The organism is Azospirillum sp. UENF 211521 (genome assembly GCF_058780535.1).
Map to the genome: position 1 here is coordinate 111,477 of NZ_JBSNCF010000004.1, position 14,890 is coordinate 126,366.

The following is a 14,890-nucleotide window of genomic DNA, read 5'->3' on the forward strand; positions in this document are numbered from 1 at the left end:
TGTCCTCCCCATTTCGGTTGTGCGTTTAGTCGGCTAGCGGCCTTTCGCGGATTCGTCTTGCAGTTTCATCGAGCAGCTTCGCGTAGGCGTCGTCCCACACCACGAATCCGCTGTGCGCTTCGGCAAGGGGGCGCGACTCCGGACGGGCAGCGCGAATCCGGTCGAGGAATGGGCGCAGCATGCCGGACCGGTCGACATACTCGACCAACTTCACCAGCGTTTCGCGCGGACGCCGCCGGCCGTTGCGGGCAAGCTCCGGCGGGGCGAAATCCGTCGGCCGGATCGGCAGCAGTTCGTGGGCAATCTCGCCAAGAAGGTGAAAGTCGTCTTCCCCTTCAAATGTTTCGAGCAGCGCGCCGCAAATCATCGGCCTCAGTTCCGGGTTGTCGCCGCGCAGCAGGTGGATTAGATCTGGATCACCACAGAACGCAGCAAAGGAAACCTCAATGCCCCCCGTAACGCAATTTGCAAACCACTGCGCTAACGAATCCAGAATAGCCGCGCTCGACTCAGGCAAGCTATGGAATTTCTCATCCACTAACGTTTTATCGAGATTGAGAATGTCTGCAGGCGCTCCAATCTTGATCAGCCAAAAGAAATTATTTGCCCAAAATGGATCAATTCGGAATATTCCTTTAAGCGCTCTACCAGATAAGACGAATTTCTGAGACAATCCGCTCCACCCAAGGACAATGGACCACCTCAGTTGGTCCAATGGAGATCCGTTAATCGACATTATATTGCTATGATCAATGTTACCAGACACGCTATTGGACCATGCGGTCACCGTTCCGCGAAGAACACGGGAATCGAACACCTTATCTAATATTAGGCTATCGAATATAAGATCTGCAAAACGCCGAGAGATGCCGGACATTTTCACTTGGCGAGACAATCTATGTCTGCTTATTTCATGGAAAAGGTATTGAATATAGTTGTCTTTTGGCAAGCGCCGCCGGCTATGCATCAAGCTCATTGCAAAAATGACGTTAAGCGTCTGATATGTTCCGGACACTAAAAATCTTTGCTTATCGAAATACTCAGCCCAACGGCGAGTATCAACGTGCGCTCTGGCAAGCCAAGCCGGTTCTTCATCGCCGGACCACGGTGTGTGTTCGAAAAGTTCGAGAGCCCGGCGCGACTGACCGGATCTGACCAGAGCGGCCCCTCGCTTTTCGAGCCAGATGTTCCGCAGGTACCACGGCAGCAACTTGGCTTCGTCGTCTCCAAGCTGCTCGCCACGAAGCGCGCGCGCCTGCACACGAATGGCCGGCGGCAGATCCTCGATTGAGCTTCCAAGCGCCCGCAGACGGTTCTGCACGGTGCGGTCTTGCGTGTTCCATGCCGAGGTTGACGGGTAACCGCGCTCCAGATCCCCGCCGAGCATCAACTCGTGATAGAAGGCCTCCAGTTCGGCGTCCCCGCCGCGCAGCCCGGCATCCTGCCCCCATTGGTACCACTGCAGCGCGCGCCTGTGGATCGCGCGCGCCAGGACCGCCTTCTCGGGATCGGTGGCCATCATGCCGAGCATCGCCCGGCGGACCTCCTGGTTGTGGCGCAGCCCGTCGGGGGTGCGCTTGACGAGCCACACCTCGGCGGCCAGTTTTTCGAACAGTTCTTTGGCCGTTCCCTCGTCGATGTCGCCGAGGCCGCAGGGCTCGGCGAGCACCTTGCGGACAATCTCGGCCGTCACACGGCGCAGCACGAGGCCGGGATGGGCGAGCCGGCGCACACGTTCATCCGGGATGTGGCGGAGGAAGCGGTCGTAGAGGACTCCCCGGCGCAATTCCTCATCCAGCCCGGCCATCCCCTCGCCGTCCCTCAGGAACCGCTGCCGCGCGTCTTCCGGAAGACCCAGGACGTATCTTGCCGCAATACGCAGGGTCAGCGGATTGCCGCCGGCCATGGCGGCCAGTTGCGGCGCGGCCGCCGCAGGGACTCCCAGCGATGTCAGCATGCGGCGCGCCAGCGTTTCCGTCAGGTTGCCGAGGCGCAACGGTCGTTCGGGGGCAATCCCTTCGGTTCTCTCCACCGGCGCCCGTCCGCTGACAACGACCCGCAAGTTGCGAAGGCGCATGCGGTCGTTCAGCCCCACGATCCATTCGATGATCCGGCGTTCCGGATCATTCCAGTCCCCACGCCGTTCCTCACGGTCCGGCCGGCAGCGCTGCCATTCCTCGAACGTGTCCAGGATCAGGAGCACGGGCCGCCTATCCAACCCATGCTGTTCCACCAGCCAGCTGAACAATTCCTCAAAGCTGCCTTTGCTCCGAGAATCGTGCTCGAACGCCTCCAGCGCGACGTTCGAGGTCGGTTCGTTCCGCCGGTTCTCCTGGCGGACCCCATCGCGCATATCTGCGGCGCGGCCGGACAGAGCCGGCACGGCCATGCCGAGCTGGCGCGACACCTCGAACGACAGCTCAAGCTCGGCACCGGTGCGGAACAGCACCCGGTCGAAGTCGATGACCACCGGCACCGGATCGGGATTGCCTCCAAACGCGTCTTCAAGCAACGGCGTGACGAACCGGGCGAGCACGGTGGATTTGCCGGCCCCGCCGATTCCGATGACCGGAAGAACCGGCACCCGGTTGCCTTGGACCGGCGCCACGGCAAAGGCCCGCAGCCGGCGCAGTGCCTCAGCGCGGCCGACGAAGGCATGATCGACCAGGGTTCGGTATCCCTGGATCATGGCGTTTAGCCCCGTGCGGCGGCGTGCTTCGGCAAGGTAGCCCTTCAGGCCACCCAACGGCTCGGCCCAGGAAAGCGCCTGGACCAGCGCCGGCAGGGAGCTGCGTTCCAGCGCCTCCCATTCCGGCCGTAGCCCCCCGGCCAGCCGGCGCAGCCATTCGCCCGCTCCATCCGTTCCAATCCTGGACGCTTCGCGCAGTCGGTCGCCGAGCTGCCTGCTGTTCACCATCCGCTCCAGCGCCGCTTTCCGCGAAGCGGCGCGCAACGTCCACGTCCAACGGTTTCCGGCCAGGAACCGGTCGAAATCGGGCGCCAGCAGGTCCAGCACCGCGTTCCGTTCGTCGTCGCCGACGCCGGACAGCAATTCCCGCGGCGCGACAGCCCCGGACAGCGCCGCCAGCTCCCTGATGCGGTCCAGAGGCTCGGCGTTCGCGGATCGGACAGGCGCGTTCCGCTCAAGCTGGGCACGGAAGGCGGACTGCTCGCCGTCCGACCGGCCGGACCACGCGGCGGCCATCTCCTGCGCCAGACGCTCGATCTCGGCCGGAGAAAACGGATATCCCGTCATTGGGCAGCCTCCTGCGGGGCATGGGTCCGGAGCGTCTGCGCGAGTTGTCCCGTGAGCGGAGCGAGCAGCTCAATGATCCTTCCGTAAGCCTCGGCGGAGTGCATATCGACGAGGCTCATAAGCGCTGTCACAGCGATCGTCAGCTGCACGGGCTCGGCAGCCGGATCGGCGCCCGGCGGAAACAGGCGCAGCCGCATGTAATCGACCGCGTCCGCCGCCGTGGGCGGCTCCAGCTCCTCCACCGCCGCCGCAAGGCTCTGGTCCACCGTCGCCTTCCACCCGACGAGGACGAGGCGCAGCTTGGGCACGGAATCGAGCTGCGAGATCAGTTCGTCCAACAGCTGCGGCACGCCGGTCACCGCGCTAAGGTTCGCCACGTCGAACCCTTCGAGAATCAGCCATAGAGACTTCGTACCCGCCATTCTCTCGATCTCGCCGGCGAGCGCTGGCACGATCTCGTTGCGGATGTCGCGCATCGCGGTGGTCAGGCGAGTCGGCTCCAGGGGCTGGGAAAGCTTGGTGCCAAGCGCGCCGGCCACGCGCAAGGCAAAGGCTGCCGCGTCGTCCTCCTGCGCGTTGACCATGTCCAGCACCGCCACCAGATCGCCCCGTGGGGCCACCATCGCCCGGACCAGCCGCTTGGTGAAACGCTTGCCCCGCCCCTCATCTCCGCGGATGACGAAAAGCCGCTGCTCTGCCGTCGCATTGGGCCTCATCGCCGCCCAGACGCGCTTTTGCGTCCGCCGCCGTCCGATGACGGGATGGGGGAACGGCGCGGTTCCCGGCTGGTCTTCAAGAACGGCGATGTAGGGCGTGTCGTCCCGTTCGCTTGCGATGGCGTCGATTTGTTGGGCCCAGCGCGCGACGGGCACCGCCCGGTTGGTCCCGGGGGTGTTCGTCGTTTCCTTGCCGGCTTGGTGCAGGGCAATGACGCGCCACTCGTCGTTGAAGATCGGCGCTCCGGACGATCCGCCGGCCGTGTTGGCGTCGTGCAGGCAGCGCACCGCGGGCGTGCCCAGGTTCTGGTTCATCTTGCCAATGGACCAGAGGAGGGGCTGGCCGATGTTCTGCGTGCCGTGCGGGTGGTGCAGGACGTGGATCTGATAGGGAGGAAGAGGCGGCCCGTCGGGGAGCAGATCGTGCCCCTTCAGCCCCAGCCGCGGCGGTCTGGCAAGGCGGATCAGCGCGAGATCCCACGGTCCGGTGGGATCCGCGATCCCCGTGATGTCGTTGACGTTGAACGTGGCTGGGGAGGATTCCAGGGGCGTGGGCGGACTGGCGTAGGCGAGCCAGCCCTCGTTCAGGAAGGCGACCTCGCCCAGCTTGCGCTCGGTGCCCGCCGAACCGTCGTCCAGATAGTCCTCGGCGTCTCCGAAAATAAGCTTCAGATGGCGGACGCTGTCAGGCTTGGCGACGGCGGATCCATTCGGATCGGTGTCGAGCAACGCGCGCACCACATGGGCCGCCGTCGCCACCAGTGTCGGCCGCACCAGGACTCCGGTGCCGTTCTGGACTCCGTGTACGTCGATCCGGCAGACATGCTCGCACGCACGCAGCAGCCGCTTGCCGGACAGCAGCGCGTTGGTTGGCGTGAACACATTGTTCTGGAACGCCTGAAGCTGGAAGGCCGAGGGGCCCAAGATGTGCGTGGCGGCGTCTTCGAAACCGGGGCCGGCAAGTTCGTTTTCGACAAGCGCAATGACAAGCTGTCGCAGCCTCCCTCTGCCGTAGGCGGCGGAGAGGGCTTCGACGAGAAAGCCGATCTGGTCGTTGTTCCCGATGTCCGTCCGCAACTGTAAGCCGTGCCGGACCCGAAATTCCTCCCACATGGCGTTGATTTGCGGCCATGATCCGGAGATTGCCTCGGCAAGCGCGAGAATTCTCTGGGCATGGAGATCGGGCGGCACGAGCATGGGTTAGGCTGCTTTCCAAGCCGGTGCTGGCAGAACGTCATTGAGGCTCTGCGTAATGCGTTCGCAAGCGTGAGCCCAATTCCTCTGCTTGTGACGGCCGCCGAAGTGCAGGCCGAGCACGGTGCCGCCGGGGGCGGTCAGATCGACCACCGCCGAGCCTGAATTGCCGCCCAGCGTGCTGGCATCATGGGTGATGATCCAGCCTTTGGGGTCCTTCGGCACCTCGCCCGCTGCCTCCGTGATGATTCCAGGAGCCAGCCGCTTGTAGCTCTTCACCCCATGAAAGAGTTGGACGAACATGTCCGGGGTTGTTGACTTCTCGTTGCCCGGAAAACCGACCACGAAGACATCGCGCCCCTTGCTGGCAAGTCCTCCCCTGGTCCTTGGATCGTCTCCCCGGGCGACCGGAAGCGGTTCCGGCAAGCGCTGTCCCGCGACCGTTTCCAATTCAAGAATGGCGAGATCGAGGCTGTCGAGGTTCAGGCGGTTGAAAATATCATAGTGTTTCTCGGCACCCTCCGGCCCCACTTTGACGACCCGCCTGATGGGAAAACGTCGCTCGTGCATGGGGTTTCCCACCTCGTGCCCGAAATGCGCGCTGACGCCCGGCTTGAGCGTGCCGGTGAAGAATCCTCCCTCGCGTGAGCACCCTGGGGCAATCTCCTGGAGGACATGGTAGTTGGTGGCCACGAGGTTCGGAGCGACGACCCAGCACGTCCCTTGGTAGCCGAGCGAATTTCCCTGCGGGTCGTCGATCCGGCCAACGGCGCGGCAGACCCGCCGCACATCCTCCGCCCGCGTGGCGAGCGCGGACGCATAGTCGCCGATCGAGGGCGCCGTCAGGTCGACATAGTCGTTTTCGACGAACAGAACCGGCCGGGTTCCGTCCGTTCTGATGACCGCCTCAAGCGCCGAAATCGCCTTGCGCGTGAGCTTGAGGTCAGGCCCTTCCCCATAGAGCTTTGCCAGAGTGTCGTCCACGTTGCCGAGAACCCTGCCCAGCACGTGCGGATCCGGCGTCGAACCAGTCTTTCTCGCGATGTAGTGGATTTCGGCCTCAAGCCGTTCGGTCAACTCCCGTGCGTCCGGCAGCGCGTTGCTCCGCGCCGTTCGACTCAGCCCCTCCGCAAGGCCAACGTCGCGAACGCCTCCGGCACTCTCCAAGACCGATTGGCGCCGCTGGGCAATAAGTTCAATATACTTCGCCGCACGAATCACGGTTTCCATTCCCCGCACAATGCCGTCTGCCAGCCGAGAAACAGGAGCACGGATCACAGCCGCTTCATACTATGGTATGCGGTGCTTATGATTCGCGCTTTACTTTTCTTCTCTGGCCAAGCCAAGGGTACATCTCGGCACCTTCCGAAATCAATATGCCGCTACAGGCTCGCCGACCTGCCGCCGATAACCTATGAATGGAACGAAGGAGCCGGTGGGTGCGGTGCACGGGCTGAGTGAACCGCGCCGGGTTTCCCAGAGGCCGATTTGGTTGAGTCACGCCGCCATGGCGACGTCCTCGGTTTGAGCATAGTAGCGCGCTTCGGCCTCAGCGGGGGGAATGTTGCCGATGGGTTCGAGCAGACGCCGGTGGTTGAACCAGTCCACCCATTCCAGGGTGGCGAACTCGACGGCTTCCAGGGTGCGCCAGGGTCCGCGGCGGCGGATCACCTCGGTCTTGTAGAGGCCGTTGATGGTCTCGGCCAAGGCGTTGTCGTAGGAATCGCCGACGCTGCCCACGGAGGGCTCGACGCCGACGTCGGTGAGACGCTCGGTGTACTTGATGGCCACATATTGCGCCCCACGGTCGCTATGGTGGATGAGGCCGCTGCCCTTGGCCGGCCGGCGATCGTGGAGTGCCTGCTCCAGGGCATCCAGCACGAAGCCGGTGTGGGCGGTGCGCGACACCCGCCAGCCCACGATGCGGCGGGCAAACGTGTCGATGACGAAGGCCACGTAGACGAAGCCCTGCCATGTGGCAACGTACGTAAAATCAGCCACCCACAAGGCATTCGGGCGGGGCGCCTGGAACTGGCGGTTCACCCGGTCAAGCGGACAGGGAGTCGCCCGGTCGCTGAGCGTCGTCCGCACCGCCTTGCCGCGCGTAACGCCCCGCAGCCCCATGCGCCGCATCAGGCGAGCCACCGTGCAGCGTGCCACGTCGAGGCCCTCCCGCCGCAACTGCCGCCAGACTTTGCGTACCCCATAGACCTGGAAGTTCGCATCCCAGACCCGTCGGATAGCCACGCTCAGCTCCGCGTCGCTTCGCGAGCGGGCCGGCGCCTTGGCCGGATCGACCGTCCGGGCGGCATGGGCGTAGTAGGTGGACGGGGCGATCGGCAATACCTTGCAGATCGGCTCGACCCCGTGGACGGCGCGGTGCGCGTCGATGAAGGCGATCATTTCTTGAACGGGCGGTCGAGCTCCGCCTGGGCAAAATAGGCCGACGCCTTGCGCAGGATCTCGTTCGCCTGGCGCAGTTCCCGGTTCTCGCGCTCCAGCGCCTTGATCCGCTCCTGTTCGTCCGTCGTCGGCCCCGGCCGCTTGCCCTGGTCACGCTCGGCCTGCCGGACCCAGCCGCGCAGTGTCTCCGCCGTGCAGCCGATCTTCGCCGCGATCGAACTGATCGCCGCCCACTGCGAGGCGTGATCCCCCGCGTGCTCGAACACCATCCGCACCGCGCGTTCGCGGACTTCAGGAGCGTATTTGCGTGATGCCGCTTTCGTCATGATGACCCCAGTCTCTCAAGAAACGGGGCCTCTGGGAAACCCGGCGCGGTTCATTCACCACTTCGCCCGTCTGTTTCCATGGTTTCGCAGCGAGCAGCCTGGGCAGCTCGCCGCGTTACGGACCCGCGAACCGGGCGACTTCGTGCTCAACGTCGCACGCGGGGCCGCGACGGAGGATGTGGCGTCGGGCGAAGGCTCCGAGGCGGCGATGGAGAAGACGCTGGCGCGGATCGGTGTTCTCGATGTCCTGCCGGGTGCCGTCGTGGATCGTCAGTTCCCCGTCGGGCTGTTTGAGGGCCGGGTGGCGGCGGGCCGCGAGATCTTCACACGCGGCAAGAGTGCCATCGACCTGATCGCCTGGCGGGAGACCGATCGGCGTCTGGCGCTGTTCGAGCTCAAGGTGGGCGATAACAGAAAAGTGGGCATCATCTCCGAGACGTTCTTCTATGCCATGCTGCTCCAGGATGTGCGGTGCCGAAGCGATTTCCGCTTCTCCTCGAACGTTGGTCCCCGTGCCAAGCTCCCCCCATCCGTCGTCAAGCAGGCGGAGCGCATTGACGCTTGGCTGCTGAGCCCGGCGGTGCACCCGTTGTTGGAGAGCGGTGGCATGGTTGATCTGATGAATGGCGCCTGCGCCGAACAGGGCGACATCGTGCGGTTTGGCGACTTGCGGCTTGATGACAGCACGCCGGGGCAGCCCGTGGTCTCGATCCGTCATGCTGTTCCGGAGTGACGGCTCTGGCAGATCGGGGTCCAGGCGATCATCGCGAAGTCCAGTCAGCCTCACAAAGCGATATCCGGTGGTGCCTCGTCGGGCTGCTCAGTAGCCAAATGATACTGATAGGCACAATAAGTTCCGATACCGAAAGATGCCCGTTGGCTTCTCCCGCGCCCTCCTTTTCCATGAGTCTGATAATTGCCGCTATCGTACTCTTGCCCCTGGCACCGGGCGGCGCTACCCTGCTCTTACGGCCGCGCCCACGGTCGTTCCGCTGCTGCGTTCCCAAGCGTTCCGCCGAGCATTCCCGCCGTCTTCGTCCCCACCGCTTGCCGAGACTCCTGTGACCGCCCCGTTCGACGACGCCGTTCCGCCGCCCCTTCCCGCCCTCGTGCCCGCGACGGGCAAGGCTCCCGTGCGCCGGCGGCGGACCGACCGTCTCCCCGAGCATTTTCCCGAGCTGAACGATCCGGCGCTGCTGGCGCGCGCCGTCGCCCGCCTCGACGGCCTCACGGACACGCTGCGCGCCTACCTCGACGCCGCGGCCGAGGCGCTCGCCCCGAACACGCTGCGCGCGCTGCGCTCCGATCTGCGCATCTTCCTGATGTGGTGCGAGCACCGCGGCCTCGCGGCGCTGCCGGCGGCGCCGGAGACCGTGCAGGCCTACGTCCGCGCCGTCGGCGCCGTGCACAAGCCGTCCACCGTCGCCCGCTACCTGTCCTCGATCGCCACGTGGCACACCGCCGCCGGGCTGGTCAACCCGTGCGCCGACGCCCGGGTGATCCTGGCCCGACGCGCCCAGCGCCGGCAGCACGGCACCCGCCGCCGCCAGGCCGAGGGGCTCGGCGAGGCGCGCATCGACGGCATCATCGCCGCCGTGGACGCCGCCGCCGGCGACGCCCCGCTGCCGCCGCGCGCCCTGCGCGACGTCGCGCTCCTGCTCACCGCCCGCGACACGCTGTGCCGCGCCTCGGAGCTGGTGGACCTGCGCTGGGAGGACCTCGCGCCGGCCGGCGACGGCGCCGGCACCGTTCTGGTGCGCCGCGGCAAGGCCGACCAGGAGGGCGAGGGCCGCGTCGCCTACCTGGCGCCCGACACCATGCAGGCGCTCGCCGAGTGGCGCGCCGCCCAGACGGCGCTGCTCGCGGGCGAACGCGCCCGCCGCGCCGCGGGCAAGGCGGCGACGGTTAAGGGCGCCGGGCACCGGCCGGCGGCCACCGCCGTCCCGTTCGGAGAACTCGAGGCTCGGCTGTTCTGCTCGCTCGACCGCGCCGGCCTCACCCCGCTCAGCCCGACCTCGGTGGCGCGGATCGTGCGCGCCCGTGCCGCCCAGGGCGGCGAGACGCGGCGCTTCTCGGCCCACTCCACGCGCGTCGGCGCCGCCCAGGACCTCGTCGCCGCCGGCTTCGACCTGCCGGCGATCCAGCAGGCCGGGGGGTGGAAGTCGCCGGTGATGGTGGCGCGCTACGCCGAGCGCCTGCTCGCCGAGCGCGGCGCCGTGGCCCGCCACCGCGCCGGCCGCCAGCGCCGCCTTCGCAGTGAAGGCGGGGCTGAGTAGCAGCGTGTGAGTCGACCTCTAAGTGGGTAACGTTTCACCATACAAGCAACAATCAGGATGGCGTGCTGTGTTCTTGGTTGAACCGTCCCCTAGGCCAGCGTTCCGGCATCCAGTCGAGAGTGGCAGTTACTACTCCGCCATCCGCCGCGGAAGGCGTGACGAAAGTCGAGCGCATCTCCTCCAGCCCGTCCAGACACAACCCAAAAGCGGCGTCGGCCTCCGCGACCTCATCCAGGCGGTCCAGCCCAGCCATGCGGACGGCGAGTGTAGTGCTGTTGGCCACGATGACTCGCGCATTGGTGCGCCGGGCGATCTCACGCGCGCGTGTCTGCGTCCAGCGGCCGGGACGCTGGGTGATGTCCAGCACGGGTGTGACGATCAGGTCGGGGCGCAACGCGAACACCGCATCACCGGGCACCTGTTGCTCCAGGTCCTCGCATATTAGGATCACGACACGACCGAAATCAGGTAGATCGCGCACCACCAGCACGGACCCAGTGGCGACGTCCTCTAGATGGGAAGCGTTTTTGGCCGCCATAGGCAGGCGGCAGTCACGCATGCGCGCGGCATCCATATTGAAATGATTGGCTTTCCTCTGGCGCCAGATCTCCCGCCCACCGGCGTCTAAGACGACGCATTCGTTGAAAGGCCGCTCGCTTTCCGGACAGGTTTCGGCGCTCACGCCGGAGCCGAGGATCACCAAACCCGGCGTGTCGGCGCCCACACGCCGAGTGCGCTCGCTTAGACGCCTCCGCACCAAGTCAACGGCGTCTGGGGGCACGCAAAGTTCGGGCAGGACCACGATACGTGCGCCGTCGTCGAGGAGTCGGACCACGGCCCCGGCCGCCCGCTCAGCGGCGAGATCCGTGTCGGCGGGCTCAGCGTGTAGGAAGCAGCGGCCGCGCCGCGACGACGGAAGGAACATGAGGTCGTCTCGATCCTGCGCTACCGGCGCCATGCCGACGCGCCAGCGTTGCTGCGGCGCACCGCCCGGGTGGTCAGCCCGGCGACCGCACCGCAGGTTGAGCTGGTAGGGAACGGGCAGCGGTGGAACGACTGTCAAATAGGTAAATAACTGCCCGAGCCGATCACCGCTAGCAATCGAGGCTTCCTCCATGGATCGGTTCCGGAGCAGAGGGCCCTTGGGGATGACGATGCCAACACCGTCGCGGGCTCCGTAATACCCCTCCACCGTACGTGTCTCCTCGGCCGTCTTCAGCAGTTCGCCGGCGCACGGCAGTGCCATGCCGGGGCCGTGCCGCGTGGTGGTGTGGGGGTGGACCAGCCCGAACGCGTCGTCAAGGGCACACAGGACGACCAAGGCGCGCTCAAGTATCCGGTCGGCCGAAACGTCCACCGTACCGGTTCCACCGCCCAGGAGGTACTCCACGAGCTCGGCTGGAAGCTCCGGTCCGGGCGCCCTGCGGACTGCTTCGGCAATGCGGGCGCATTCCAGGGCCGTCCGGCCGTGCCAGGGCGTGGACAGGGCCGTTCCCTCGTGCGGGAGAACCCGCTGCCAGAGATAGGCGAACAGCCCACCGGGATCCTGCCGAAGGGAGTCGATCACGGCCACGTCGACCGGCTTTATCGTCGTTATAGTCACGTCCGGCCCTCGCCGCCGCGTGTCCCACCCACCCCGTCAGTCACTTCCGGCGGGAAGGACTCCAGAAGCCGGTCAACGCCGAATTCCCGTTCGCTCTGGACCGCATTCAGGACGTCGGCCAACTCTTTGACCGGCTCGTCCGGATTGGCAGTCAGCTTGGCAATAAGGAGGTCTTTCAAAACGCGGTTACGCAACCGCTGCCATTGTTCGCGGCGCTGGCTGCCCTCAAGCAACGGTGTCACCTCTCGGAAGAAGGCGATGCGTTCGTCGAGGGGGAGTTTGTCAAACCCTTGCTCGAATATGGTTTGAGCGGTTAGGAGCGCTTCCTCGCTCCGGTCGGTTTGCGCCAGCAGAAGAGAGCGGTCCATGCGCAGCCGAAGCATGCGTGGAGCCCATTCTAGGTCCTTCCTCGCGGTGTGCAGGGTCGCCTCTGCTTCGCCGATCAGTTCGAGAGCTTCGGTGTACCGGCCGGAGGCCATGTGCAACCGGGCCTTAATCCGCAACGCGTCGACCCGCAGGAATGCAACCGGCGGCGTGGCCTGCGGAACCATCTGGAGGACCTCGGAAACGGCACCGATGCCCTTGTCGAATTGGCTCGTCGCAAGACACGCCTCGGCGTATGCCACTAGGATCCGAGCGAAGGACGGCCTGACCCGTTCATGCTCCCGCCACGCCGGCGGCACGTCATTCAGATATTCATTGGCGATTGCGATGGCCTCGGTGTGGCGGCTCATCTTGCCAAGCAGGCGGATCAGGTTTGCAAGCGAGCGGAGGAACGCTGGTACTCGTGAGGAAACCGATCCAACTGGTCCAATCGATTTCCGCGTAATCTTGACGGTGCGTTCCTGCAGTTTTACCGCCTCGTCATACCGCCCCATCGCCTCGGCGGCTTCAGCCGCAACGGAGAAGGCCGTCCCCTGGCGCCACCTTGCAATCGGCGCAGGCAAAGCGCGGAACGTGTCTGCGGCGTGGAGCGCAAGGTCGAACGAGCGGTTGAACTGGCCCCGTTCCATGAAGTACCAAGCCGCGTCCAGGAACACTCCCCCCGCCGTCAGCGCGTAGGCCTTTGGTTCGGTCTGCATTAAGCGATCTGCCAGCATAATGCTACCTTCGCAAAGGCGGCCGACGGTATCCGATGTCCCCAAGGAAGCACCGGCGCGTACGGCAAGCTCCCCACATGCCCTTGCCAAGTCGAGCGCCCAGTCCTCCCGAATTTCCTCGTCGGCAAGTGCGTCGTCGAGCCATTGCAGGAGCATCGCAGCATCGGCGGAATCGGCGCTGAACGGCGCGTTGCGCAACCTTTCGAGATCGACCAGCCGTGGATCAGAGAACGCAGCGCGCAGCCACAGCTTATCCAGGCGCTCCCGATTGACCGTGATGGGATCGAGATCCACCTCGGCGATGCGGGAGGCGAGGCCGTGCATGTCGCGCAGCAGCGAACTCGGTTCGTCAGGTTGGTCCTCGAAAACGGCTAGCTTCTCCTCGTGAGCCAGCCAGGGGTAGTGAACGATTTCGGCCACTCGGAGACGCGACGGTACGAATTCATTGCGCCCGGGCAGGGCTTCGGCGAAGAGCCGGGCGGCGTACCGCCGGGCTGACTCCGCTGCGGCCTTGTCAAGGACGCGCATCGGGCAGGGCAGGATGTTGATGGGCCGCTTGGCGGCTGTTCGCTGCTGGTTGATGTTGGCCGCTGCGCCAGCCGCCCCTTCAATGCTTTGGCGGTTGTAAATGAAGCAGAGCACCACCGTATCGGGCAGGTGCACCGTGCACACGCCGGCACTGTCGGAAACGCCGGTCCGGCTGTCCAGGAGAATGACATCGTAGGCTCGCCGCGCCCAGTCGGCGAAAGCATCAAGGAAGGCGCCGCCGTCATAATCCTCGTAGAAGGTTTTCCACTGGAATCCGGCGACCTTGTCGCTGTACGACGAGTCCTGCCGGCCTGACCCCAGGAAATCGACGCACCCTTTGGCTTCATTGGGCAGTTCGAGCCGTTGGACGAACCCTGTACACTTGGCGAGTGCCAGCGGGTCGCCAGCGTTCTCATCGGCCTCTGCGAAAGCGTCAATAAAGTTCCATAGCCAATCGATCAGACCGGGGCTCGATCGTTGCGCCGGGTCCTTGAGGAATGGGTGGAAGTAACGGTGCAGCCCCGGCGCCTCGAGATCCCAGTCAACGGCCAGCACCCGCTGGCCGTTGGAGGCCAGAGCCCACGCCACGTTAGCCAGAGCCATGCTCCGCCCGCTGCCCCCTTTGAAGGAATAGAACGTGACGATGCGGCCTAGCGGACGCTTTTTACGGGGAACTACCTTCATCCTGTGTGCCTCATTTCAGCCGGACGCCGAAGGCTGTCGCCGCGCCGTAGTGAAGCGATGCTGAGAGTCGGAAATGCGTGCGGCAGTGTCCGCCGTTCCACCCGCTTCGGAGGCCGCCGCTTGGCAAGATCATACGTCCCCGGACCAGCGCCGTCGTCCGTGGCGGGCGGATCGGGAAGGAAAGTGCGCGCCGATGGCGTTAGGACGTTGACCATCGTCTGACCTTCCCGGCGTGAAACGACCGCATCTACCATGCGCAGCTCCCGCAGCTTGCGGCACACACTCTCCTCGCTTTCGCCGACTGCCTTGGCGAGGGCCTTGTTGTTCAATGGCGTCTTCGCTAGCTGCTCCAGGATCGGGCGGAACTTGGCGTCTGACAGAGTGTCACGGAACCCGTCCGTTGAGCACCGTTCCGCCGCGGCGCCCAGCGCGTCGGCCAGCGCGTCGTAACGCCCGGCGATGAATACGGGATCCGTAACAGGAGTGTCGCACCCGTCCAGAAGCCGGTCCCGCACATGCTTCGCCCTGCTCCACCCGTCGCGCAGGACGCCCCCGTCGGCGGTCACGATGGCGTCCAGCGCCCGAGTAAACGCAGCGCTGACGTACCGATCAACTCTCTCGTCAATTCTATTAGTGCCTTGGCGTGCGTCTAACAGCGCCAACACCTTGTCAAACATGGACCATGGATTACTCATGCCGCGCTCCCTCGCTCCCTGATCCGGCATCATGACATGGTCGCGTAACGAATGCGAATCAATCATCCGATCAATCATGGGTGGGTATCCGTGATTCCTAGCCAGGAAT

The 14,890-nt window shown here is 65.2% G+C and carries 9 protein-coding genes and 1 other annotated feature; of the genes, 2 read left to right on the forward strand and 7 right to left on the reverse strand.

The window, feature by feature from the left end; translation table 11 throughout:
• Positions 1-25: 25 nt before the first annotated feature.
• The 4 genes from ACWPN5_RS28865 to ACWPN5_RS28880 form a co-directional block, all read right to left on the reverse strand.
• Positions 26-3,256, reverse strand: coding sequence for a P-loop NTPase family protein (locus ACWPN5_RS28865; RefSeq protein ID WP_492298862.1), 3,231 nt, complete (start codon positions 3,254-3,256; stop codon positions 26-28).
• Positions 3,253-5,169 (reverse strand): trypsin-like serine peptidase, encoded by a 1,917-nt coding sequence (locus tag ACWPN5_RS28870; protein WP_492298864.1) that lies wholly within the window; start codon positions 5,167-5,169, stop codon positions 3,253-3,255. Before ACWPN5_RS28870 ends, ACWPN5_RS28865 begins: the two co-directional genes overlap by 4 nt.
• Before the next feature lie 3 nt (positions 5,170-5,172).
• Positions 5,173-6,396, reverse strand: coding sequence for a trypsin-like serine peptidase (locus ACWPN5_RS28875; protein WP_492298866.1), 1,224 nt, complete (start codon positions 6,394-6,396; stop codon positions 5,173-5,175).
• A gap of 267 nt (positions 6,397-6,663) precedes the next feature.
• Positions 6,664-7,895 (reverse strand): IS3 family transposase gene (locus ACWPN5_RS28880; RefSeq protein WP_492295000.1). Its coding sequence is split into 2 segments (ribosomal slippage): positions 6,664-7,604 and positions 7,604-7,895, totalling 1,233 coding nucleotides; the frame shifts between segments, so codons are not numbered across the junction.
• Positions 7,495-7,611 (reverse strand) — a sequence feature (AL1L pseudoknot). It overlaps the preceding gene by 117 nt.
• On the opposite strand from ACWPN5_RS28880, the gene ACWPN5_RS28885 reads away from it, so the two are divergent.
• Together ACWPN5_RS28885 and ACWPN5_RS28890 are read left to right on the forward strand one after the other, a co-directional pair.
• Positions 7,873-8,628 (forward strand): hypothetical protein, encoded by a 756-nt coding sequence (locus ACWPN5_RS28885; protein ID WP_492298868.1) that lies wholly within the window; start codon positions 7,873-7,875, stop codon positions 8,626-8,628. The genes ACWPN5_RS28880 and ACWPN5_RS28885 overlap by 23 nt on opposite strands.
• 328 nt (positions 8,629-8,956) lie before the next feature.
• On the forward strand, positions 8,957-10,171 hold the full coding sequence (locus ACWPN5_RS28890; RefSeq protein ID WP_492298870.1) for a tyrosine-type recombinase/integrase: 1,215 nt from the start codon (positions 8,957-8,959) through the stop codon (positions 10,169-10,171).
• A gap of 52 nt (positions 10,172-10,223) precedes the next feature.
• Here the strand turns inward: ACWPN5_RS28890 and ACWPN5_RS28895 are convergent, their stop codons facing one another.
• Genes ACWPN5_RS28895 through ACWPN5_RS28905 form a run of 3 tightly spaced genes read right to left on the reverse strand, consistent with a single transcriptional unit; the run spans position 10,224 to position 14,859 of the window.
• Positions 10,224-11,744 carry a hypothetical protein gene (locus ACWPN5_RS28895; protein WP_492298872.1) on the reverse strand — a complete coding sequence of 507 codons (1,521 nt, stop codon included), beginning with the start codon at positions 11,742-11,744 and terminating at the stop codon, positions 10,224-10,226.
• Between the two features lie 26 nt (positions 11,745-11,770).
• Positions 11,771-14,086: a KGGVGR-motif variant AAA ATPase gene (locus ACWPN5_RS28900; RefSeq protein ID WP_492298874.1), complete on the reverse strand. Its 2,316-nt coding sequence runs from the start codon at positions 14,084-14,086 to the stop codon at positions 11,771-11,773.
• Positions 14,083-14,859: a hypothetical protein gene (locus ACWPN5_RS28905; RefSeq protein ID WP_492298876.1), complete on the reverse strand. Its 777-nt coding sequence runs from the start codon at positions 14,857-14,859 to the stop codon at positions 14,083-14,085. The genes ACWPN5_RS28900 and ACWPN5_RS28905 overlap by 4 nt, the downstream gene beginning before the upstream one ends.
• Positions 14,860-14,890: the final 31 nt, after the last annotated feature.

What these genes read in the sequence shown, in the direction of transcription:
- ACWPN5_RS28865 (WP_492298862.1), bottom strand. Translation starts at nt 3,256, where the DNA reads ATGACGGGATATCCGTTTTCTCCGGCCGAGATCGAGCGTCTGGCGCAG.
- ACWPN5_RS28870 (WP_492298864.1), bottom strand. Translation starts at nt 5,169, where the DNA reads ATGCTCGTGCCGCCCGATCTCCATGCCCAGAGAATTCTCGCGCTTGCC.
- ACWPN5_RS28875 (WP_492298866.1), bottom strand. Translation starts at nt 6,396, where the DNA reads ATGGAAACCGTGATTCGTGCGGCGAAGTATATTGAACTTATTGCCCAG.
- ACWPN5_RS28900 (WP_492298874.1), bottom strand. Translation starts at nt 14,086, where the DNA reads ATGAAGGTAGTTCCCCGTAAAAAGCGTCCGCTAGGCCGCATCGTCACG.
- ACWPN5_RS28905 (WP_492298876.1), bottom strand. Translation starts at nt 14,859, where the DNA reads ATGATTGATCGGATGATTGATTCGCATTCGTTACGCGACCATGTCATG.